16 protein-coding genes and 1 pseudogene are annotated in these 22793 nt (G+C 65.0%); 9 read left to right on the forward strand and 8 right to left on the reverse strand.

Annotated elements, in window-relative coordinates; translation table 11 throughout:
- Window positions 1-57: 57 nt before the first annotated feature.
- Window positions 58-2247, reverse strand: a complete 2190-nt coding sequence (locus BUB09_RS07515; RefSeq protein WP_084083239.1) for a TonB-dependent receptor family protein — start codon at window positions 2245-2247, stop codon at window positions 58-60.
- Window positions 2248-2635: 388 nt separating this feature from the next.
- Between BUB09_RS07515 and BUB09_RS17640 the strand changes: the two are divergent.
- Together BUB09_RS17640 and acs are read left to right on the forward strand one after the other, a co-directional pair.
- A pseudogene (locus tag BUB09_RS17640) lies at window positions 2636-3184 on the forward strand (adenylate kinase); the annotation flags it as partial.
- A 39-nt stretch (window positions 3185-3223) separates the two neighbouring features.
- Window positions 3224-5152, forward strand: a complete 1929-nt coding sequence (gene acs / locus BUB09_RS07525) for an acetate--CoA ligase (protein WP_072896680.1) — start codon at window positions 3224-3226, stop codon at window positions 5150-5152.
- 63 nt (window positions 5153-5215) lie between these two features.
- On the opposite strand, the gene BUB09_RS07530 is transcribed toward acs, so the two are convergent.
- A complete protein-coding gene (locus BUB09_RS07530; RefSeq protein ID WP_245793183.1) occupies window positions 5216-7378 on the reverse strand; it encodes a sigma-54-dependent Fis family transcriptional regulator in 2163 nt (720 codons plus the stop codon).
- Between the two features lie 463 nt (window positions 7379-7841).
- Between BUB09_RS07530 and BUB09_RS07535 the strand changes: the two genes are divergently transcribed.
- The 6 genes from BUB09_RS07535 to BUB09_RS07560 all read left to right on the forward strand — a co-directional run bounded on the left by BUB09_RS07535 (window position 7842) and on the right by BUB09_RS07560 (window position 14409).
- Complete coding sequence (locus BUB09_RS07535) at window positions 7842-9080, forward strand: porin (protein ID WP_072896245.1); 1239 nt, start codon at window positions 7842-7844, stop codon at window positions 9078-9080.
- Between the two features lie 435 nt (window positions 9081-9515).
- Window positions 9516-11219, forward strand: a complete 1704-nt coding sequence (locus BUB09_RS07540) for a PQQ-dependent methanol/ethanol family dehydrogenase (RefSeq protein WP_436232910.1) — start codon at window positions 9516-9518, stop codon at window positions 11217-11219.
- A gap of 147 nt (window positions 11220-11366) precedes the next feature.
- The gene (gene pedF, locus BUB09_RS07545; RefSeq protein WP_072896248.1) at window positions 11367-11798 is read left to right on the forward strand and encodes a cytochrome c-550 PedF; all 432 of its coding nucleotides are present in this window, start codon (window positions 11367-11369) and stop codon (window positions 11796-11798) included.
- Window positions 11799-11801: 3 nt separating this feature from the next.
- A complete protein-coding gene (locus BUB09_RS07550; RefSeq protein WP_072896250.1) occupies window positions 11802-12701 on the forward strand; it encodes a substrate-binding periplasmic protein in 900 nt (299 codons plus the stop codon).
- Complete coding sequence (locus BUB09_RS07555) at window positions 12701-13477, forward strand: quinoprotein dehydrogenase-associated SoxYZ-like carrier (RefSeq protein ID WP_072896252.1); 777 nt, start codon at window positions 12701-12703, stop codon at window positions 13475-13477. Before BUB09_RS07550 ends, BUB09_RS07555 begins: the two co-directional genes overlap by 1 nt.
- Complete coding sequence (locus BUB09_RS07560) at window positions 13474-14409, forward strand: quinoprotein relay system zinc metallohydrolase 1 (RefSeq protein WP_245793184.1); 936 nt, start codon at window positions 13474-13476, stop codon at window positions 14407-14409. The genes BUB09_RS07555 and BUB09_RS07560 overlap by 4 nt, the downstream gene beginning before the upstream one ends.
- A 27-nt stretch (window positions 14410-14436) precedes the next feature.
- Here the strand turns inward: BUB09_RS07560 and BUB09_RS07565 are convergent, their stop codons facing one another.
- From BUB09_RS07565 to BUB09_RS07585, 5 genes are all read right to left on the reverse strand, one after another.
- Complete coding sequence (locus BUB09_RS07565) at window positions 14437-15705, reverse strand: NAD(P)/FAD-dependent oxidoreductase (protein ID WP_072896253.1); 1269 nt, start codon at window positions 15703-15705, stop codon at window positions 14437-14439.
- A complete protein-coding gene (locus BUB09_RS07570) occupies window positions 15702-16043 on the reverse strand; it encodes a c-type cytochrome (protein ID WP_072896255.1) in 342 nt (113 codons plus the stop codon). The genes BUB09_RS07565 and BUB09_RS07570 overlap by 4 nt, the downstream gene beginning before the upstream one ends.
- Window positions 16001-17401, reverse strand: a complete 1401-nt coding sequence (locus BUB09_RS07575) for an ATP-binding protein (protein WP_072896257.1) — start codon at window positions 17399-17401, stop codon at window positions 16001-16003. The genes BUB09_RS07570 and BUB09_RS07575 overlap by 43 nt, the downstream gene beginning before the upstream one ends.
- On the reverse strand, window positions 17398-18066 hold the full coding sequence (locus tag BUB09_RS07580) for a response regulator transcription factor (RefSeq protein WP_072896258.1): 669 nt from the start codon (window positions 18064-18066) through the stop codon (window positions 17398-17400). Before BUB09_RS07580 ends, BUB09_RS07575 begins: the two co-directional genes overlap by 4 nt.
- A 179-nt stretch (window positions 18067-18245) precedes the next feature.
- On the reverse strand, window positions 18246-20534 hold the full coding sequence (locus tag BUB09_RS07585; RefSeq protein ID WP_072896685.1) for a TonB-dependent receptor: 2289 nt from the start codon (window positions 20532-20534) through the stop codon (window positions 18246-18248).
- Window positions 20535-20844: 310 nt separating this feature from the next.
- Here BUB09_RS07585 and BUB09_RS07590 point away from each other — a divergent pair, with 310 nt between their 5' ends.
- The gene (locus tag BUB09_RS07590) at window positions 20845-21807 is read left to right on the forward strand and encodes a beta-propeller fold lactonase family protein (RefSeq protein WP_072896260.1); all 963 of its coding nucleotides are present in this window, start codon (window positions 20845-20847) and stop codon (window positions 21805-21807) included.
- A gap of 273 nt (window positions 21808-22080) precedes the next feature.
- On the opposite strand, the gene BUB09_RS07595 is transcribed toward BUB09_RS07590, so the two are convergent.
- Complete coding sequence (locus BUB09_RS07595; protein WP_072896262.1) at window positions 22081-22686, reverse strand: TetR/AcrR family transcriptional regulator; 606 nt, start codon at window positions 22684-22686, stop codon at window positions 22081-22083.
- Between the last annotated feature and the right edge of the window lie 107 nt (window positions 22687-22793).

Genomic DNA, 22793 nt, shown 5'->3' on the forward strand with positions numbered 1-22793 from the left:
CGGCGCGCCGGCGCACTACCCAGGCCGGGTAGTGGCCCGCGGCTGCATGGCTTGCGTTTAGCCGTTCCAGTCCAGATTGACGCCGGCCAGCACGCTGCGGCCGGGGCCGGGCTCGTAGAAGCGGCCGTTGCCATCGTTGACGATCACCGAGCCGACATAGTCCTTGTCGAAAAGGTTGTCCGCGCGCAGGAAGCCGCGAAGACGCCAGTGGGCGCGCTCGACGATATAGCCCAGGCCGGCGCCGATCAGCGTATACGACGGGGCCGACTCGCTGTTGACGTCGTTGACGAACACCGAGTCGATGTAGCGGGCATCCAGTTCGGCATTCAAGCCGCTGCGGCCGCCAAAGTTCAGCCCGGCGAAGCCGCTGTGCTCGGGCGCACCGGCAATGCGCGAACCACGGGCGACCGTTGCATTGGCCGCCGTACACGGCGTGCCGACGCAGGTGGCATACGGCTGGCGCACGGTGGCATCAAGCCAGGTGTAAGCCAGTTGCAGACGCAGGTCCTTGGCCAGCAGCGTCGTCACCGACGCTTCGGCACCCTGCCGCCGTGTCTCATCGATGTTGCGGAACGTCGAGCGGCCGCCACTGTTGGTGGCCACCGCCAGCTCGTCGCGAGTGTCGGTGTGGAACACCGCCAGCTCGGCCAGCGTGCCGGGCTGCAAGCGCAGCTTGGCGCCGACCTCGGCGTTGTTGCTGCGCGCCGCCTCGAGGTCGAGGTTCAAGCCCGCGTTGCCGTCGGGACGATAGGCCGCCTCGGCCAGCGTCGGCGTTTCGAAGCCGCGACCGTAGGAGGCGTACAGCCGCAGCGCGTCATTGGCGCGATACGTCAGGCCAGCGACCGGCGTCGTCGCCGAATAGTCGGTGTTGCCGCTGTCGTCGCGGTTAGCGCCGACGATGTAGCGGTCGCGTGACTCGATATCGACGCGGCTGTGACGCGCGCCGGCCATCAGCGTGAAGCGCTCGGTCAGTGCGACGCTGGCTTGCAGGTACTGGTCGAGGTTGCCGACGACGTTGCGCTCGTCGCGCCGCAGCGCGCCGCGGACGCCGAGCTCGCTGCCGACGAAGTTGTTGTAACCCAGGCGGTGCTGCGACAGCTCGTCGTAGTTCAGACCCGCGACCAGCGTCAGCTGCCGGCCTCCGAGCAAACCCTCGTAGGTCCACCGCGCGTCGGTGCCACCGTATTGCGTGCTCAGGTCGACGACGCCACCGCCGTGGCGGGGATTGCCCTGCGTGGCCGCCGGGATCGCCAGATACTGCTCGACCGTGCGCTCGCCGTAGTAGCCCAGCACGCGCACGCTCTGGGTGCTGCTCAAGCGCAAGTCGTAGATCAGGCCGCCCTGATTTTGCTCGGCGCTCTTGCGCGTATTGAATTGCGTGGCCTGCACCGTGGCCTGGCTCGGGTCGGCATTGAACTGCGCGCGCGTCAGGCCCAGCGGGTCCTGTGTGTCGGGCGACGAGAACGTATTCAGCACCAGGCTCAGTCGTGATGCCTCGCTGATCTGCCAGTTCAGCTTGGTGTTGAACGATTCGCGCTTGGCTGCACTGTGGTCGCGGAAGCCGTCGGTGTCGAACCGCATGTAGTTGGCGATGTAGTCGATCGTGCGGGCTGGATCGACGCTGGAGCGCATGGTGATGCTGCTGCGCTGCGTGCCGAAGCTGCCGGCGACGAAGGCGCCGCCGACCATTGGATCACCGGCACCGTCGGCGGTGAACATCTGGATGACGCCGCCCGACGAGTTGCCGTACATCGACGAGAACGGCCCGCGCAGCACTTCAACGCGCTCGGCCGACCCCAGATTGAAATGCGACACCTGTCCCTGGCCGTCCGGTTGCGTGGCCGGTATGCCGTCCAGATACAAGCGCAAGCCGCGCACGCCGAAGGTTGCGCGCGAGCCAAAGCCGCGGATCGAGATCTGTGTGTCCTGCGCGTAATTCTGGCGGTCGCGCGCGATCAGACCCGGTATGGCCACCAGCGCCTCGCTCAGGTTGACGCCCAGCGTATTGCCGTACAGGTCTTCGCCGCTGACGGTGCTGATCGACGCCGGCACGTCGAAACTGGCGACCGGCAGCCGCGTGGCCGTGACGGTCACCGTTTCCATTTCGACGGCAGCGGGACTGCTGATGACCGCCGTGTTGCCGATGGCCGCGACTTCGGTCGTGTCGGCGGCGCCTGCTGTGCAGCAGGCCAGGCCGAGCAGGCTGGCGCCGAGGCGCGCCGTGCTCGTCGATAAGGGTTTACGCATGCTCTCTCCGTCGCGGTGTCATGTGGGGTCTTCGTCGCTGCCGCCGATCGTCTGACGCGATCGTGGCCTGGCAGCGGCGCCGCGGGGCGCAACGACCGTGCCACCCGCCGTTGCAGCCTCCAATGCGGTGGCGTCGAGCATCTTAGCTGCTGTGGCCGCTGATCACGCTGCCCGCGCCGATCCGTTGCGCCATTCCTGTCGACACGGATCGGGACAGGGTGTGGCGCATTCGATACAGCGCGTGGTGCATCACCGCAGACCAAGCGCCGTCGGCAGCCGATTCGCCCATTAAAACAGCGCGGCATCGTGATGGCATCCGAATTGCTCCCCGGCCGCCCGCCCCACCGGGGCAAGACTCGTCACCGTCATCGAAGCCAAAGGAAGACCCATGAGAATCGTACTGCTCGGCGCGCCGGGATCAGGCAAGGGAACGCAAGGGGAAAAGCTGGCCGCGCATTACGACATCCCCAAGTTGTCGACCGGCGATGTACTGCGCGACGCAGTGCGCCAGCAGTCGCCGCTAGGCCTAGAGGCCAAGGCCGCGATGGATGCCGGCCTGCTGGTCGAGGACCGCATCGTGATCGGCATCGTCCGTGATGCATTGTCCGACCCGCGACTTGCCGGCGGCTTCATCCTCGACGGCTTTCCCCGCAACGTGGCGCAGGCGCAGATTCTCGACGAACTGCTTGCGGCCCAGCGGTTGCCGCCGATCGACAAAGTGTTGCACCTGGACGTCGACGCGGCCGAGCTGCATCGCCGGCTGATCGACCGCGGCTTGGCCGAGGGCCGCAGCGACGACGACCACGACACGATCATGCGCCGCATCCAGGTCTATCAGCGCGATACCGCTCCGCTGCTGGATTACTACGGCGCGCAGTCCAAGCTGTTCACGATGCCCGGCGTCGGTCATGTACTGACGATTTTCAACCAGCTCTGTGCCGAGCTGGACGCCCGTAAACACGACATCCAGTCGGTGATGCACGAGACGCGTCGTTTCGCGCCGTCGGAAGCGTTCGTCGTAGCGGCCGCTGTCGATGCCGAGCGCCTGCAGGCGCTGCATCGTCACGCGGCGGAGGATCATGTCGGCTTCTGGGCGGCGCAGGCGCGCACGCACCTGACGTGGCAACGGATGTTCGACCACGCGCTCGATGACAGCCGGGCGCCGCACTACCAATGGTTCTCCGGCGGCCTGATCAACGCGTCCTACAACTGCCTGGATCGGCACCTCGATACGCGCGGCGAGCAGGTCGCGATCACGTTCGAAACCGACGACGCCCAGGTGATCCGCTACACCTACGCCGAGCTGCACCGCCAGGTCTGCCAGCTGGGCAATGCGCTGCGCAGCTTGGGCATCGGCAAGGGTGACCGTGTCGTGCTGTATCTGCCGATGGGGCCGCAGGCGGTGATCGCGATGCAGGCCTGTGCCCGGATCGGCGCGGTCCACTCGGCGGTGTTTGGCGGCTTCTCGGCCGATTCGCTGAAGGACCGGATCGAAGATGCCGGCGCGCGCCTGGTGATCACCGCCGATGCAGCGCCGCGCGGCGGCAAGCGCGTCGACCTAAAGGGCGCAGTCGACAAGGCCTTGAGCAATGGCGGCTGCGCCAGTGTCGAGCGCGTGCTGGTGTATCAACGGATGGATGGCTGCCCGATGCACCCGCAGCGCGACCTGCGCTGGCAGGATCTGGTGCCGTCGCAGCCGACGCACTGCGAGCCCGAATGGGTCGACGCCGGTCATCCGCTGTTTCTGCTGTACACCTCGGGCAGTACCGGTAAGCCCAAGGGGGTGCAGCATTCCACTGGCGGTTACCTGCTCGGCGCAACCGTGACGATGCAATGGGTATTCGATCTCAAGCCGGGCGACGTGTTCTGGTGTACGGCCGATGTCGGCTGGATCACCGGGCATTCCTATGTGGCCTACGGGCCGCTGGCCAACGGCATCGAACAAGTGATGTTCGAGGGCGTGCCGACGTATCCCGATGGTGAGCGCTTCTGGCGGATGATTGCTGCGCACAAGGTCAGCATCTTCTACACCGCGCCGACGGCGATCCGAGCGCTGATGCGGCTCGGTGACGAGTTGCCGGCGCGGCATGATCTGTCGTCGTTGCGCTTGCTCGGTACGGTCGGCGAGCCGATCAATCCCGAAGCCTGGCTGTGGTACCACCGCGTCATCGGCGGTGGACGCTGCCCGATCGTCGATACCTGGTGGCAGACCGAAACCGGCGCGATGATGATCGCGCCCGTGCCGGGTGCAATGCCGATCAAACCAGGTTCGTGCACACGGCCCTTGCCCGGTATCTGCATCGACATCGTCGATGAGGACGGCGTACCGGTGACGCAGATCGGGCGGGGCGGACTGCTGGTCGTCACCAAGCCGTGGCCGTCGATGCTCAGCACGATCTGGGGTAACGATGCGCGCTATGCCGAAACCTACTTCGGCCGCTTCGGCAACTCCGTGTACGTGGCCGGTGATGGGGCTCAGCGCGATGAAGATGGCGATGTCTGGATTCTGGGCCGCATTGACGACGTGCTGAATGTGTCGGGCCATCGACTGGGTACGATGGAGGTCGAGTCGGCGCTGGCAGCGCATCCCCGCGTCGCCGAGGCGGCGGTCGTCGGGCGGCCTCACGACATCAAAGGCGAAGCGATTCTGGCGTTCGTGGTCGTGCGCGGCGAGCGTGAACACGCGATCGCCAGCGGGCTGCAGCGCGAGTTGTGCGGCTGGGTCGCCGAGCAACTCGGCGCGATCGCCCGTCCCGATGAAGTCCGTTTGGTCGACGGCCTGCCCAAGACTCGCTCGGGCAAGATCATGCGGCGCCTGCTGCGCTCGATCGGCGCGGGCCAGCACCTGACGCAGGACACCAGCACGCTGGAAAACCCGGCAATCCTCGATCAGCTGCGCGGCTGATCGAGGCCGCGTCGCCGGCCGACGTTGTCGCCGATGACACAGACTGTGTCATCGGCGACACAGCTAATCGCGTCGCGAATCGCCGACGGCGATGTCGTGGCGCTTCAGCTTGCGGTACAGCGTGTTGCGACTCATTCCCAACTGGCGCGCGGTCAGCGTCATGTTCCAGCGGCACTGCTCGACCGCATGCAGGATCGCAGCGCGTTCGGCGTCGAGCAGCGGGTTGTCCGACATGGGCGTTGTGGCCGGCGTCGAGTGCATGTCGACGGTCGCGACTGCCTGCGGCGTCGATGCGATGGCCGCGTTGGCGGCGGGCTCGCTCTGGTAGTGACGTAGTTCGGATGGCAGATCGACCATGCGGACCACGCTGCCTTCGCAGATCGCCAGCGCGGTGCGGATCACATTGCGCAGCTCGCGGATGTTGCCCGGCCACGGATAGGCCATCAGCCGTGCAAAGGCGTCACCGTCGATCGACACCGCTTGTGTCGATTCAGTGGCGATCATCTGCCGGATCACGCGTTCGCGATCGCCGCGCTCGCGCAGTGCCGTCAGCTCCAGTGTCATGCCGTTGAGGCGGTAGTACAGGTCTTCGCGGAAGGTACCGGCGCGGATCATGTCGCGCAGGTTGCGGTGCGAGGCGCTGATCACGCGCAGTTCGACCTTGATCGGCGTGTCGCTGCCCAGCGGCAGCACTTCTTGTTCTTCGAGTACGCGCAGCAGTCGCGTCTGCAGATTCAGCGGCATGTCGCCGATCTCATCCAGGAACAGCGTGCCGCCGCTGGACTGCAGGATGTAGCCGCGTGCGCCTTCTTTGCGCGCACCGGTGAACGCACCCGGTCGATACCCGAACAGCTCCGACTCGATCAGCGTTTCGGGAATCGCGCCGCAATTGACCGCCACGAACGGCTTGGACGCGCGTGCGCTGGCCAGGTGAACGGCCTTGGCAAAGGCTTCTTTGCCAGCGCCGGTCGGTCCCTGGATCAGCATCGGCACCTGCGAATCGACGACGCGACCGGCAGCGCGGACGTTGCGCAGCATCTCCGGATCTTCACCCGCCAGCTCGGTCAGCGACATCACGGCGGGCCGCGGCTGCGGCGTTACGTGGACGCGATCGACAAAACCGCGCTGACGCGGGCGATGCACTTCCATCAGCTGTGCCGAGCGCTGTGCCGGCACCATGCTGATGAAGTAGCGGCGGCCCATGCGCACATCGCGCACCGGGAACAAGGCCTGGCGGGTGCTGGCCAGCTGGGCCAGCTCCGCTTCGCCGACATCGAACAGGTCGCTGACGCGGCTGCCGATCAACGCGGTGCGGCCCGGCACCTGCAACAGCGCCACCGCCATATCGTCGGCAGCGACGATCGTGCCGTCGTCGGACAGCGCCAGCGCTGCGTCGTGCAGCAGATTGACGAACTCCGGACGGCTGTGGAAACGCAGAATCCGGTACGGCTGGCAGCGGCGCAGAAACAGACACTTCTCGATCAGGCGCGCTGAAGTATTGACCAGCGCCATCGTGTGCATCTGGCTCGATCGCGTGTCGTGCGATCCGACCACCGAAGCGTCGAGCACGGCGATCATCGAGCCGTTTGGATCGCGGATCGGCGCACCGGAACACGACAGCCCGATGTGGCGCGCGCGGAAGTGATCGGCGCGATGGATCGTGATCGAGCGACCTTCGGCGATGCAGGTGCCGATCCCGTTGGTCCCTTCGGTCTGCTCGCTCCAGTTCGCGCCAATGATCAGGCCCGCACTGCGAAACATCGTCGTCAGCGTCGGATCGATCTTCTCTGACAGGATGATGCCGTTGACGTCGGTCAGCAGCAGCGCGTAGCCCGATCCGCTGATCTGGTCATACAAGGTGTCCATCTCGGCGCGCGCGATATCGACCAGCTCTTCATGCTGGCCCTGCAGCTCTTTGAGGTTGCGCGTGTCGACGACGCAGGTCGGATGCGAACGCGCCGGATCGAGACGATAGTCGTTGACGCAACGCTGCCAGGAATTCTTGATCGGCTCTTCGATCGCCGTTCGCGGTGCCGCGCCCAGTCCATTGACCAAGCCGAGCACGCCGCGCGCGTGCTGTACCAATGCGGTGTCACCCATGCTGCACCTCGTGTTGGCCGTCACCGTATCGGTGATCGGCTCGTTGTTCTCCTCGCCACATCCGCGGTAGCCGCCGACGATCACGCACCGGCACAGCGACACCGTGCCGAACGCTAGTCCCGGCATCACGCGGCGTCAACGCGGCTTTGGTCGTACTGCAATGCAGCATGGCGACCCCGCCGCGATGACTGTCATGGGCTGTGTCATCGGCGTGACACCGGAGGACCTGCCGTGATGGCGGCGCGCGGAGCCGGCGCGCAAGCAGCCCGCTGTCACGGCTGTGGCGTAACTGCAGCAAAGCGTCGCGTCTGCAGTGCGTCCTTCACCGCTGCCGTGACAGCCCGGCGTACGCGCGCGGTTGGCCAGCATTGAGGAATACAAACAGAAACAGCGACATGCAGTGCACTGGAGTGCGTGGCATGAGCGTTGCTCAAGCGCGCCCCGCCGCAGCGTGTGCGAGCGACGTGCCCTGCAGAACATCGCAAAAACAGGCGATGCACCGCACGTCGTTGAAGAGAGACGCCTCGGCACAGCGGCCAGGGTCCGTCCGGGTTCTGGCGCCAAACAACCTTCCTTCTTGGGGAACACTATGAAGCACTCGTTCAAGCGTCACGCCATTGCCTTCGGTATCGGATCGATGTTGGCCTCCACCGCTGCATCCGCCCTTGAGGTGCAGGCGGGCGACTGGAAGTTCACCGCCAATGGCAACGTCAACGTTCACTACATCCACTCGACCTGCGAGAACAAGCCGCAGGCGATCGTGACGGTCGGCAGCGCTTGTGCCGTCGACGTCGGCGGCAAAAAGAACGTGTCGACCGTCAGCAATGGTTTGCTGCCGGCCGCGCTGGTACTGGGCGTGGCGACCACGCAGGACGGCTACGACATCACCGGTACCTTCGGCTTCTATCCCGGCGTCAGCACCAATGACGGCGGCAGTCCCAACTTGCAGCAGGGCGGTGGCCTCGGCACCAACGTCGCCCTCGGCACCACCGGACTGGATGTGCGCCAAGTGTTCATGACCTTCGGCAACAAGCAGATCGGCACCTTCTCGCTGGGCCGCAACTTCGGCCTGTTCGGATTCGACGCGATCATCAACGACATGACGCTGCCCGGCGTCGGTGTCGGTGGTGCGATGTCCGGCGGTGCGCCAGCGAACACGACGCTGGGTTCGATCGGCTTCGGCTATCTGTACACCGACACGCTGGCGCAGATGAACTACACGACCCCGGCCCTGATCGAAGGCCTGACGCTGACCCTGGGCATCTTCGACCCGATCGAGCCGCTGCTTCAGGGAGCCGCGACCGCCGAGAGCGCACCCGGCTTTCACGGCAAGCTGGTCTACAAGGCCGGCGCGCTGTACCTGTCCTCGGCCTTCATTTCACAGACCCAGAACCTGCCGACCGGTCAGAACTACACCGGTACCGGCGTCGATGTCACGGCCAAGCTCAAGCTCGGGGCTGCGGATCTGATGGCCAGCTATTACACCGGCAGCGGTATCGGCACGACCGGCCTGTTCATCCTCAGTGACGACGGCCTGGGTAACAAGCGCGATTCCGACGGTTATCTGCTGCAGGGCACCTACACGTTGGGCAAGACCAAGCTCGGCTTGAACTATGGCGTCAGCAATCTGGATTTCGCGGGTAGCGCCGATCGCGCTGCAACACCGAACCTTCTGGAGACCAACAGCAAGGTGACTGCGGGCGTCTATCACGCATTGACCAAGAACCTGACGCTGCTGGCCGAATTCAGCGATGTCTCGACCGAAGCGCACGACGGCGCCAAGAACAGCAGCAACAACGTCAACGTCGGTGCCTTCCTGTCGTTCTGAGTCGTCTCTCCGCGACCCTGGCCGGACCGAGAGGTCCGGCTTTTTTTTTGGCTGACGCCAGGTGCGTAACGCAAACGTGACAGTCGCCGCTGGCGGGACGCGCCGATGACACACCCGGCGCGACACGATCGGATGCCAATGGCACCGACCCGGCAATCGACGCGCATTTCGCTGCAATGCAGCACGAGAAAAAGGCCTATAACGTCGACGATTGCGCCGTGTGAGCGCGTCATTGTGGTCCGCTGCCGTGCAACAGCGTCGTGGCATCGATCGTGCTTAACGGCGCGCCGGTGCAGCCGCAGGGGCTCAACACCATCAAAACATTCTGGAGGCAGAGAACAGATGGAAACCATTCCACGTTACCGCGGCGCCCAGCGCCGCAGCCGCAACACCGTAGTCGGGGCGCTGAGCGCAATCGTGCTCGCCGCGATGTCGATGTCGGCGCAAGCCGGCGTCACGCCGGACATGATCTCGACTGACGCCACCACACCGTCCGATGTCCTGACGGTGGGCATGGGTCAGAGCGGTCAGCGTTACAGCTCGCTGAGCAAGATCAACACGCAGACCGTCGTTGATCTGGTGCCGGCCTGGACGTTCTCGTTCGGTGACGAGAAACAGCGCGGCCAGGAAACCCAGCCGCTGATCTACAACGGCAAGATGTTCATCACCGGCTCGTACTCGCGTCTGTGGGCGCTCGACGTCAAGTCCGGCAAGAAGCTGTGGGCCTACGAGCATCGTCTGCCCGACGGCATCATGCCGTGCTGCGACGTGGTCAACCGCGGTGCCGCGCTGTTTGATGATCTGGTGATCTTCAGCACGCTCGATGCGCATCTGGTGGCGCTGAACCAGGAAACCGGCAAGGTCGTCTGGAACGAAAAGCTGGATGATTACAAGGCTGGCTACTCCAACACGGCCGCTCCGCTGATCGTCAAGAACCTGATCGTCACGGGTGTGTCCGGCGGTGAGTTCGGTGTTGTGGGCCGCGTCGATGCGCGTGACGCCAAGACCGGCAAGCTGGTGTGGTCGCGTCCGACCGTCGAAGGCCACATGGGCACGCTCAATGGCAAGGACAACGGCATCACTGGCAAGACCAACGCAAGCTGGGAAGGCGACCAGTACAAGTCGGGTGGCGCGGCGACTTGGCTTGGCTGCACCTACGGCGCCGACGTCGACCTGATCTACTGCGGCACCGGCAACCCGTCGCCGTGGAATGCGCACACGCGTCCGGGTGACAACCTGTATTCGTCGTCGACGCTGGCGATCAAGGCCGACACCGGCAAGATCGTGTGGAGCTACCAGAGCACGCCGCATGATTCCTGGGATTTCGACGGCGTCAACGAGTTCATCCCGTTCGACATGAAGAAGGATGGCAAGACGATCAAGGCCGGCGCCAAGGCGGATCGTAACGGCTTCTTCTATGTGCTCGATCGTACCAATGGCAAGCTGCTCGGCGCTTCGCCGTTCGTGTCGCAGCAAACCTGGGCCAGCGGCGTGGACATGAAGACCGGCCGTCCGATCGAAACCGCGAATCGCCCTGGCGATCCGGGCAAGGAAGACAAGGGCAGCTCGGTGTTCGCCGCACCGTCGTTCCTCGGTGGCAAGAACTGGATGCCGATGGCGTACAGCCAGAACACCGGCCTGTTCTATGTGCCGTCAAACGAATGGGGCATGGATATCTGGAACGAACCGATCACCTACAAGAAGGGTGCGGCCTTCCTCGGCGCCGGCTTCACGATCAAGCCGCTGTACGAAGACCACATCGGCGTGCTGCGTGCGATGGACCCGGCCACCGGCAAGATTGTCTGGGAAGCCAAGAACGGAGCACCGCTGTGGGGTGGCGTGATGAGCACGGCCGGCAATCTGGTGTTCACTGGCACGCCGGAAGGCTATCTGAAGGCCTTCGATGCCAAGACGGGCGCCGAGCTGTGGAAGTTCCAGACGGGCTCCGGCGTCGTCGGTCAGCCGGTGACCTGGGAGCAGGACGGCGAGCAGTACGTGGCCGTCGCCTCCGGCTGGGGCGGTGCGGTACCGCTGTGGGGTGGTGAAGTGGCCAAGAAGGTCAAGGACATCACACAGGGCGGCATGCTGTGGGTGTTTAAGCTCCACACGAGCAAGGCCAACAGCGTTGCGCTGAAGTAGCCGCTGCAAGGCTGCGGTGCATCGCACCGCAGCCTTGATTCGACGGACCGTTGCGGCGCCATGCCGCAGCGGACGAATTTCTGAAAACGGTCGGCGCGCTGCACGGTCGCCGGCCGCCTAACGACTCCATAACCGGTTGTCCCTGTCATGAAAACTTATCGTTCTATTCTGGCCGCCCTGTCCCTGTCGGCTGTCGCGACTCTCACCGTGTCGCCGCTGGCGTTGGCGCATGGCAACGTCACACCGCAAACGGTCGATACGGCCGCGCTGCCGGCGATCAAGAATGGCCCGCTGACGGTGAACCCGTATCGCGGCAACAAGAAGGCGATCGATGTCGGCTCGGCTGCCTACGGCCAGAACTGCGCGCGCTGCCATGGCTTGGGCGCCGTATCTGGCGGTATCGCACCCGATCTGAGAATGCTGCCCACCGGTGACGATGGCGACGAGTACTTCCAGATGCGCGTTCGCAACGGCGCGATCCGCAACGGCGTGACCTACATGCCTGCCTTCGGCGACATCTTCTCTGAAGAAGCGATCTGGGCGATCCGCACCTATCTCGACAGCGTTCATCAGGAGTAGCTCATGAACCGAGTGCTGGCGCGTGTATCGCTGATGCTATTGGCGCTATGGCTGCCGACCAGCGTTTTGGCAGCGGACGACGATGCGGACGAAGCCGTCCTCGACCAACTCGACCAGGCACGCGAGCGCGGTGTGCTGGAGGTCGCGGTGTATCGCGACTTTCCTCCGTATTCGTATCCGCAGCAGGGCAAGTATGTTGGTGCCGATGTCGATCTCGCAGCCGCGCTGGCACGCAAGATCGGCCTGCCGCTGAAAGTGCGTCCAATCATGCCGGGCGACGATGCCGACGACGATCTGCGTAACAACATCTGGAAGGGGCACTATCTCGGCGGCGGTGTTGCCGACGTGATGCTCCATGTCGGCATGGACCCGCAGTACGTCGCGCGCCAGGACAAGGCCGACCTATTTTCGCCGTACTTTCGCGAAGCCGTGAGCATCGCGTATCGGCCCGGCCGCTACAAAAATCTGACGACGCCGATGGCGCTGGTCGGAACCAAGGTCGGCGTCGAACTGGGCTCGATCAGCGACTACTACATGAGCGGTGCCTACGGCGGCCGTCTGCGCACGTCGGCCGTGCGCTTGCCGACGACGCAGGCGGCGGTCCAAGCCCTGGCTGACGACGAGATCGACTCGGTGATGGCGCCGCGCGGCGAGCTGCAGGGTTTGATGAAGATGATCGGCGGGCTGTCGATCGAGACGCGGACGACCGAGTTTCAAGGCTTGTTCCGCACTGCTTGGGATGTCGGCATCGCGATCAAGGCCGGCAATCCGAAGCTCAAAGCAGCGATCCAGATAGCGCTGCAGGAGCTGCAGACCAGTGGCGAGTTGAAGTCGATCTACGCTGCGTACGGCGTCGACTACGTTGCGCCCGAGATGGCATCGACGGCGGCGGCATCGCACTGATGTCACGCGCCAGGGCTGCGCTGCTGGTCTGCGCGCTGTGGTGCGCTGGCAGCCTGCCGGCGCATGCAGCGACGGCGGTCGACACGCCGGTCGATCCATTGAATTCGCCGAGCTGGCAGTACATGCGCCAGCGCTTTCTGGGCAAGGACCCGATGGTGTTCGACGCGCGTGTGCAAGTGCAGATGCCGTCGGCTGCCGAAGATCAGATGCAGGTGCCGGTACACGTCAGCGCGCCGGGCCTGACCGATGTCGTCGACGTGCTGGTGTTCGCCGACTTGAATCCGCTGCCGAAGATTCTGCGCTATCAGCCCACGTCCGCCGCGCCGGACATCGGCTTTCGCTTCAAGGTCGAGCAGTCGACGCCGGTGCGTGCCGCGATGCGAACCCGAGATGGCGTCTGGCATGTAGGGGGCGCCTGGCTGCGCGCCAGCGGTGGTGGGTGCACGGCGCCCAGCGTCGGTACCGGCCAGGGCTTCTGGCAGGACCGTCTCGGCGAGATATCGGCACGGCTGTGGCCGCAGCAACCAGGACTCGAGCGCTTGCGGCTGCGGATGATCCATCCGATGGACACCGGCCTGGCTGCCGGCATCCCGGTGTTTCACATCGACCGGATCGACATGCGTGCCAGCGATGGCCGCTTGCTGGCCAGCCTGCAGACGTACGAGCCGGTGTCCGAGAATCCGGTGATCAGCGTCGACCTGCAACACAGCGGACCGGTACGGATCGACGCGCACGATATCCAGGGCAATCGCTTTGCCGCGACGGTGACGCCGTGAAACGCCGCTTTCGTATCAGCGCCGCCGTGCTGGTCGCGGCATCGTCGATGGCGGTCGCCCACGCTGCCAACGACTACCGGCTTGGCGCCCAAGCGGTTGCCGACGGCGTCTATGTATTCAGCGGCCGCAACGAGCACTTCACGCGCGACAACGGCGGCAACATCGTCAACACCGGATTCATCGTCGGCACTGACGCCGTCATCGTCATTGATACCGGTCCGTCGTTGCAGTACGGCGAGCAGCAACGCAAGGCGATTGCGGCGATCACGCGCGTACCGGTGCGGCAGGTTTACGTCACGCATCAACATCCCGACCACTATCTCGGTGACGCGGCATACGCCGATGCGTCGATTGCTGCATTGCCGGCCACGATCAGCGCGATCCAGACCCAGGGCAACGCGCTGGCCGACAACCTATATCGATTGGTCGGCGGCTGGATGGCCGGCACCCAGTCGCAGTCGCCGACCTCGACGGCGACGCCGGGCGTGGTCGAGATCGGCGGACGCAAACTGCGCTTGATCGGCACTGCCGGGCATACGGCTGGCGATCTGATGGTGTATGACGAAGCGAGTCGCACACTGTTTGCCGGTGACCTGGTGTTTCACGATCGCGCGCCGACGACGCCCAATGCCGATCTGCTGCAATGGCTCAATGCACTGGATCAGATCCGTCAGATCGACTTCAAGGTGCTGGTTCCAGGGCATGGCGCCGTGGTCCGCGATGCCAGCGCGATCGAGCAGACACGTGACTACCTGCAGTGGCTATCGACGAGCTTGCACACTGCAGCCGAGCAGGGCCGCGATATGGTCGAAGTGATGAACCAGCCGTTGCCCGAGCGGTTTCAGAAGTTGGCCGTACACGACGAGGAATATCGCCGGTCGGTATCGCATCTGTATCCGGCGATTGAACTGACGACACTGCCGCGACGATAGCCGTGCTCGCGGCTTGCGCGCACCGCGTCAACCGAAGCTGTCGCGTGTGATCGTTCGGTACCAGGCGCGTGCCTGCTCGGCTTCGCTGCGGCGTTGCGTTGCGTCGCCACCGAGCGCGCTGATGCCCTCCGACAGCACCGACAGGCGATCTGCCACCACCGCGTAGTAGCCGCTGACCGAGATCGCCGCGTCGGTGTCGAGCAGGCTATAGCAGGTGTTCAGCAGCATTGCCTTCGGCATCGGCTTACCGAGTAGATCGGCTGCGATCGCGGCCGCGCACAGCTTGGCCTGGCTGTTGGCAGCAAAACCGGATTTGGGCATCGGGGCGGCGATTGCGGCGTCGCCGATCACATGGATGCCAGCATGTCGCGTCGACTCGAAGCGCTGCGGATGCACCGGGCACCACTGTGTCTCGTCGGTCAGATCAGCATCAATCGCCAGCTGCGCCGCGGTTTGGGCCGGTATCACTGACGCCAGATCGGCCTGGATCGGCATCGTGGCATCCCGCAGCCATAGGTGATGCCGCTGTGTGTCGACCCGAACCACTTCGCCATTGAGCGCTCGCGGAATCCATTCGATCACGCCGGGATAGCGGCGGTCCCACTCCAGCTGAAACAGCGCCCGCTTGGTGAAGTCGTCCTTGGCATCGGCGATCAGGATGCGGCTGTTGCGATGGCCTCGACGTTGTAGTGCGGCCGCCATCAGGCTGGCGCGCTCATAGGGACCGGGCGGACAGCGATACGGATTGGGCGGCGCCGCGATCACGATGCGAGCCCCGTCGGCCAGTGCAGCGAATCGGTCGCGCAGCCCCGTGACTTGCGTGCCGCCGAGCCAGCCATGGGGCATCGCATCACTGTTGCCCGGATGGAGTCCTTCGATGCGATCCCAGCGCATCGACACGCCCGGTGCGACGACGATGCGATCGGCACGATGTACGCCGTGCTGTGCGGTCCGCACTTCGCGTTTGACCGGATCGATCGTGACGACCTCGTCGATCAGCACGCGGACGCGGTGCGCCGTTGCGACATCGCGAGTGTGCCGCGTGATCATCGCGACCTCATCGAGGCCGGCGATCACGCCGTTGCTGAATGGCCCGGTCAGGAACCGCGCTTGTCGGTCGATCAGCAGGATGTCGGCGTTGGGCAGGTAAAGACGCAGCTGTCGAGCGCAGCTGGCGCCGCCGAATCCAGCGCCGACGACGATGATCCGCGGACCTCGCTTTCGCGCCGATGCAGTGCTTGCGGGCAGCAGCAATGCGGCCGCCAGCAACTGTCGACGGCTCAGCGTGATGTTCACGGGGCCGATCGCCCGAGTTCGGCGGCCAACTGCTGCATCGTCTGATCGCTCATACCGCGTGCGAATCGCGGCATCACGCTGCCGTCATCGCTGCGGCTTCGATAGACGCGCAGACGATCGAAGATGGTGTTCGCATCGAGGCTGTCGAGTGAGGCACCGAAGGCGAACTCGGCTTGCGCTTCGGCATGACAGGTCCGGCACATCTGGGCCAATGGCGATGGCGGCGATGATTCCGCTCGTCCCGGTTGCGCGAAGACGACCAGCGCGACGCCGGCGATCAGGGCGACGCACTGGATCAGGCCAACGCGGGTTGAGGTCGAGCCGCGTGGGGCCGCCATGGACGCTTCTCCATCGAATGACGCCGAAACCGGGGCGCCGCCAAGGGTAGCGATACCTGCAGGGCGCAGCCAGCGTAGGCGCTGCTGCGCAGATCCAGCGTGCCGCCGAGCGCCTTGATGCGTTCATGAATGCCGAGCAAGCCGAGCCCGGGTCGCTGTACCGACGGATCGAAGCCATGACCGTCGTCCGCGATGCCCAAATGCAGCTGGGCACCCGCGACGATGCGGACCTGGATCGTGATTCGCTCGGCTCGGGAGTGACGCAGTGCGTTCGACAGCGCTTCCTGCACGATACGGTAGACGTGCGTGGCCACATAGGGCTCGACCTGATCGCAGTCGCGGTCGATATCATCGACGATGGTGATCGGCGTCGGCATGCTGCGCCATTGCCCAATCAGCGTCTGCAGTCCACCGGCGAGACCCAGCGTATCGAGTGCAGCGGGACGCAGACGGCGCGACATCCGACGACTCAGCTGATGAATCTCGGCGACGGAGTCGCGAATCCGTTGCAGTGCAGCGTCGCCATCCGCGTGCTGAGCTTGCTGCAGCAGGATCGTTGCCATCTCGATCGCCGCCACATGCTGCCCCATTTCGTCGTGCAGTTCGGTTGCGATCAGGCGACGCTCGTCTTCCTGTGCGTCGAGGTTCCGCAGCAGCAGCCGTCGATTCTCGGCAATGCCATCGGACAAGCGCCGCTGCAGCTGAAGGATGCCGTCGAACAGCTGCCGCAGATCGGCCGCGCCGGACCGCGGGAGACGTCCATTGATATCGCCGTGCTGCATCTGCTCAAGCATCTGTCGCGCAGCCTGCAGCGGACGTAGCGCGCGACGCACCAGCAGGACGATCAGCAGATTGGCGATGAAGGCCATCAGCACGATCAGCTGCATCACAACGCGGGTTTCGCTCCAGGCTTCGTTGAGCTCGGAAACCGGGTCGGCGCTCAGCACCAGTTGGTACCGACCGTTGTCGACCGGCAGCGAGCGGCTGTGCCGCCTCGATGCACTGATGATGTCGCCGGCAAACCAGGCGGGCGCCGTCAGCGGTTTCGTGTCCGGGCGCTCGCAGCCAGCGCCTGCCACCGGCTCGCCGAGGTATACGCACAGATGACGTTGTCGCTGCTGCGCGTCGGCCCAGCTCCGCCAGGTTTCGCGCGACGACGAGTGCGGGCGCAGCGCCAGCAGCAGTATCGTGGCATCCAGACTGCTGCTGGCCGCTTCGAAGCTGGCGCGAACCTCGTCATCGACGGCCTTGCGCGCATTGCGTAACACCAGGCTCAAGGCCACGACCAAGGTCAGGCTCAGTACCAGCATCATCGTCACCGACAGCTGCCAGCGCAGCGAAAGCCGACTGATATTCATGCGGCACTCAGATGGACGACACCGGATGCGATGGCGATCCGAGCCAGATCGGCTGCGTTGCCGGCGCCAAGCTTGCCGCGAATCGCCGTGTTGTAGTTCGCCACCGTCTTGCCGCTTAAAGACAATTCGCGGGCGATCTGCGACACGCTGCGGCCCTCGGCGAGCTGGCGAAAAATCTCGAACTCGCGTGTCGACAGCTGACGCAAGCGCTCGGGTGTCGCCGGCGCCGATCGTGACGCGGTGGCCAACGCGGTGTCGATCACCGTCTCGCCGCAGGCCACGCGATGCACCGCGTCGACCAAGGCGCTCGGGTTGGAGCGCTTGCTCAAGTAGCCTGCCGCTCCGGCCGCCAGCGCGCGTTCCACGATCACCGGCTCTTCGTGCATGCTGACCACCAGCGCCCGCAGTCCAGCGTCGCGGTGTCGCATGCGACGCAGCACTTCGAGTCCGCCGACGCCCGGCAGCGACAGGTCGATGACGACCACATCGACACCGCCTTTCAAGAACCGTCGGTATCCGGCTGCACCGGAGCTGGCTTCGCCGATGACGTCGATCGCCGCACGGCTCGACAGCAGATGTCGGTAGCCTTCGCGAACGACGGCGTGGTCGTCGATCAGCAAGACGCGGATTGGCGCTGCAGTGCAGCGGTGGCCTGGCTGGCTCATGGTCTCTCCCGGGACTCTGCCGCCGCGGTCCGCAAGGACCAGGCCAGCGCGTTTCCAGGGCGAAATCAGATCGGAATCAGCTGAAAACAGCCGGCGCAGCTGTCACGCACCCGCGCCGCTGGTACAGCTTGTCACGTCGATGACACACCGCAGCGACGGTATCGCTGCGGTGAAATCGGTCATGTTGCGGGTAGCGCAATCCGGACACCGGCATGGAACGCGCGCGGCGCTCCCGGGCCGATGAAGCGATTCGAGTCCTCGTATTGATCCCCGAGCACTTCGTCGGCTTCGCCGTACAAGCCGAACGTGGCGTAGTCGGTGTCGAGCAGATTGTCGACGCGCGCAAACAGGGTCACCGCCCGACTGACGCGGTAACTGCCGAGCGCGTTGACCAACATGAACCCGCCGATGCGACGGTCGTCGACGTTGGCCTCGTCTCCGCGATAGTGCGAGCTGCTGCGCGCGGTCACGCCGAGACCCAGATAGAGCGCGTCCGTCGTCCAGCCGAGGTTGGCGCGCGCCAGATGCTGCGGTACCAGCGGGATGCGGTCTCCCGACCGCACTTGCCGCGTCTGCTCGTTGTTTCCCAGTGGATGGTTCGGCGTGTTGACCAGAAAGTCCTCGCGGAACCGCGCATCGACCCAGCTATAGCCCACCGATAGCCGTAGTGAGGTGCTGATCGCCCAGTCGAGGTTGATCTCCGCGCCCTGCCTCAGCGTATCGCCGACGTTGCTGAAATAACCCTGATTGGTCAGGCGACCGTCGGTGATGAACAGGATGTCGTCGCGGCTGATGCCGCGATACAGCGCGCCGTTCCAGCGCAGAGCCCGCTTTCCGCCGCGTAACCCGATCTCGATGTTGCGCGTGATCACTTGATCGAGCGGCGGATCATCGACGAAGCCATTGGGCAGCTTGCACGGTGCCTCCGGATTGGCGCAGGTCAGCTCCACCGGTGTCGGCGCACGCGACGCTTCCGACACCGAGCCGAACAGCGTCAGCGTCGGCCGCAGATCGAAGGTTGCGCCGATCAGCGGATTGAAGCGGGTGAAGTGATGGTCGCCATCGAGGTCGTCGTCGGGCCCCTGATCGCGAAGCTGCACTTCGGCGCGCTGATAGCGGCCGGCCGCGGTGATGCTGAGTCGCTCGGTTGCCTGCCAGATATCCGATACGAACACGCCCAGATTGCGATTGGCGGCATGCAGGCCCACCAAGGATTCACCGACGACGATGCCGCTGCCGGTCGTGCCGCGATCGTCACTCAGCTGGGCCAATTCGGTCTGCGATCTGAAGCGGGTGAAGCCATCGTCGATACTCATGCCGACGTAGCGGCGATTGGGTCGGCCCAGCAGCGGCTGCTCGTGAGCCCATTGCAGGCTCAGCCCGCGACCGGTTTGCCGAGTCCGGCTGCTGTTCTCGGTGGCGCTGTCGTTGGCCTCGCTGGCGGTGACCGGCGTCGAGTTCTGGTCGACGACGACCTCTTCTTCATCGCCGTCGTCCTCGAATTCACACAGCAGCGGGGCGCCGTTGGCATCGACGTTGGCGGGATCGGCGCAGGCGGCAAATTCGGTGCCGTCGCCGTTGAAGCTGCGCGAGTCGTTGCGGCGCCAGTAAACACCGCCCGACAGTGTCGATGCCTCGCTGATGCGATGCCGCCACTGCAGGTTGACGAACAACATCTGCGGCTCGGTGATGTCCGGATGCGTGAACACCGCATCGCGCCCTTCGGCATCGAGAAGCTCGATCGGGACCGCGCCATTGCCGCGCAGGCTGTTGTCGGCGGCGGTGATGCTGAGGTCGGCGCCGGAGTCGCCACGGCCTATCGACGCGCGCGTAAATAACTGACGTAGCCGGCTCTGTGAGTAATCGCGCCAGCCGGTTTCGTCTTCGGTCTGCAGCAGCGCGTACAGCGCGGTGTCTTCGCCGGCCACGCCGTAGCCGAGCGAGCTGCTGATCCGGCCAAAGGAGCCGGCACCGGCTTCGGCCTGCCAGCCGGGCTGGTCCCAGCCGGTCTTGGTCCGTACCGATATCGCGCCGCCGAGTGTGTTTTGACCAAACACCGGGTTGGCGCCGGGAATCAGCTCAATGCGGTCGATCGCATCGTCGGGGACCAAGTCCCAGTTGACGGTATCGCCGAAGATTTCATTGATGCGCACGCCGTCCTGATAAACCGCCAGCCCCTGCGGCAGACCGAGCAGCGGCGATACGCTGTAGCCGCGATAGAACACGTCGGCCTGGAACGGGTTGTTCGCGGCGTCGGCCAGGTGCAAGCCATTGGCATTGTCTGCCAGGTAACGACTCAGGTTGCGGCTCTGCTGATCGCGCATGTCGTCGCTGCCAAAAACCTGCGCATTGCCTGGATACCGCCGCAAGTCGCCTTCGGCGCCGGCAGTCGGCGTCAGGCCGATCACATAGATCGTCGGCAGTTCGATCGATGCCGGATCGGTCTTCGGCTGACGGTCGGCGTCCACTGCCGGGTCCGCAGCGATCGCGCTGCCCCCGATCGCTGCCGCCAACAGGACGGCGCTGTTTCGCAATAGGTGTCGCAAGGGCTCTCTCCTCGTTCACGCTCGTTGCCGTCTGACGCGGCGTGGCGCAAGACTAGCGGCATGCTGAGCGCTTGAGCAGCGCCGCGATGCGAGTCGGGAGTTTTTCCCGATGCAGCGTTTTGCAAATGGGCGCATCGTTTGCTGCGCGCTGCGCCGCCGCTTTGCGGACCGCTATCGTCGGTGACGCCTGCGTACGATGCGTGGATGCTGATGCCGTCATGGAGAGTGCCCGATGATCCGTAGCTTGCTGACGATTTCCTTGCTTGCCGCTGCACTGTCGCCGTTGGCGCAGGCCGCATCGCCGGCGCGCGCCTACGTGCCGAATGAGGGCGACGGAACGATCAGCGTCGTCGATCTGTCGCAGCGCCCTGCGACCGCGCGTGTGCTGACCGCGGCACCGCTGGGCAAGAAGATCCAGAGCATCACGGTCGACGCGACCGGCAGCCGGCTGTTTGTCGTCGATGCCGATGCCAGCGTGGTGTTGGTTGTCGATGCCCTGACCGGCGCCGTCCTCAAAACGATCCCGGCAGGTCGGTCGCCGGAGGCCGCCAGCCTGTCGCCGGACGGCAAGACACTGGTTGTCTGCGCCGAGGAATCGAACCAGGCCTTGTTCTTCGATGCGGCGACCCTCGCCGAGCGCTTCCGTGTCGACATGCAGGGACGCAATCCCGAGCATTGCGTCTACAGCCCCGACGGCAAGCTGTTGCTGGCCAGCAACGAAGAAAGCCACGACCTCGATCTGATCGACATCGCGTCGCAGCGTTCGATCGCCCGGATCGCCGTCAACGGCGCCGCGCGCGGCATCGGTTTTCTACCCGACGGCAAGACCGCCTACGTCGCCAACGAGGGCAGTAATGCGGTCGATGTGATCGATATCGCGGCACGCAAGGTCCGCCAGTCGATCCCGACGGCACTACGAGCAGCGGGCATCGCCGTCGCGCCCGGCGGCCGGCGGGTCTACGTCAGCAATGGCGGCGCCGGCAGCGTGACGGTGATCGACCCGGCCACCCACCTCGTCGTCGCGACGATCGCCGTGGGTCAGCGGCCTTGGAACATGGCATTCAACGCCGATGGCAGTCGGCTGTATGTCGCCAACGGGCGCAGCGATTCGGTGTCGGTGATCGACACCGCGTTGAATCAAGTGGTCGACACGATCGCCGTCGGCAAGCGCCCCTGGGGCGTTGCGATCCGCTGACCTGCGGCTGCGTGCCGTCTGGCATCGGCGGCGCTGTCAATAAAAAAGCCCCGCACGTCGGGGGAACGTGCGAGGCCGGGGCTCTGGCTGGGGGAGCCAGACTCGCCTGGGAGTGCGGCGAGGAACGCGGCCCGGGGGGGGCGGGGCCACGTTCACCATCTCTGAGTCCAGATCTGCGAACTAGTTCACAGATAATGAGTAACAGAATGTTGCGGCGGCCTGCTGCCGGCCGGTTGATTCCGCCAACGGGACGGCCGCCGGCCTCCGCGCCGCTTAAGGTCTGCGTCCGTGGCCGTCCGGGACGAACAAGCTGTTCCACACCACATGGCTCAGCGCCTGGATGATGCGCTCGCGCTGTGCCGGGTCGTCGATCAGGCGGAGTTGGTAGCTGCAGCGCTCCATCATCAGCAGCAGCACGTCGCTGACTTCCTGCGTCACCTGGCTGTGCATCGTGTGACCGCTGGCCGCGCGTCGCAGCATGTCGCGGTTCATCTGCATCAACCGCCGCAGCGTCTCACGGTAGGCGGTGCCGATGGCCGGATCGGACGCCGCGGTTTCGATCGCCGCCTGCATGATGGTGCGATGCTGGTCGTAGGCTTCGATGATCCCGCGCACGGCGATATCGAGCCCGTCGCGGCTCACCGTTTCCGGGCGCTCGAACCACTCGCCAGCCGCCAGCGTGATCGCGTGGCTGACCTGATCCAGCGAGTAGGCAACCAACTCATTCTTGTTCTTGAAGTGCAGGTAGAAGCTGGAACGTGAGATACCGGCTTCGCGTGCCAGCGCCTCGACGCTGATCGACCGGAAGCTCTCGCCGCCGGCCAGCAGCTTTTCCATGGCCTTGACCAGCAAGGCGTGGATACCGAGGCGGCTGTCCACTGATTTATCGTCGCGGCTCAAGGGAATTGGACAGTTTGGGTGGATGTGTCGGCGGGCGGAAGAATAACGTCCGGGCATCGGCGACACACGGGTCGCCAAGCCGGAGT

Origin of the sequence: Hydrocarboniphaga daqingensis (genome assembly GCF_900129825.1) — a bacterium.
GTDB classification, from domain to species: Bacteria; Pseudomonadota; Gammaproteobacteria; order Nevskiales; family Nevskiaceae; genus Hydrocarboniphaga; species Hydrocarboniphaga daqingensis.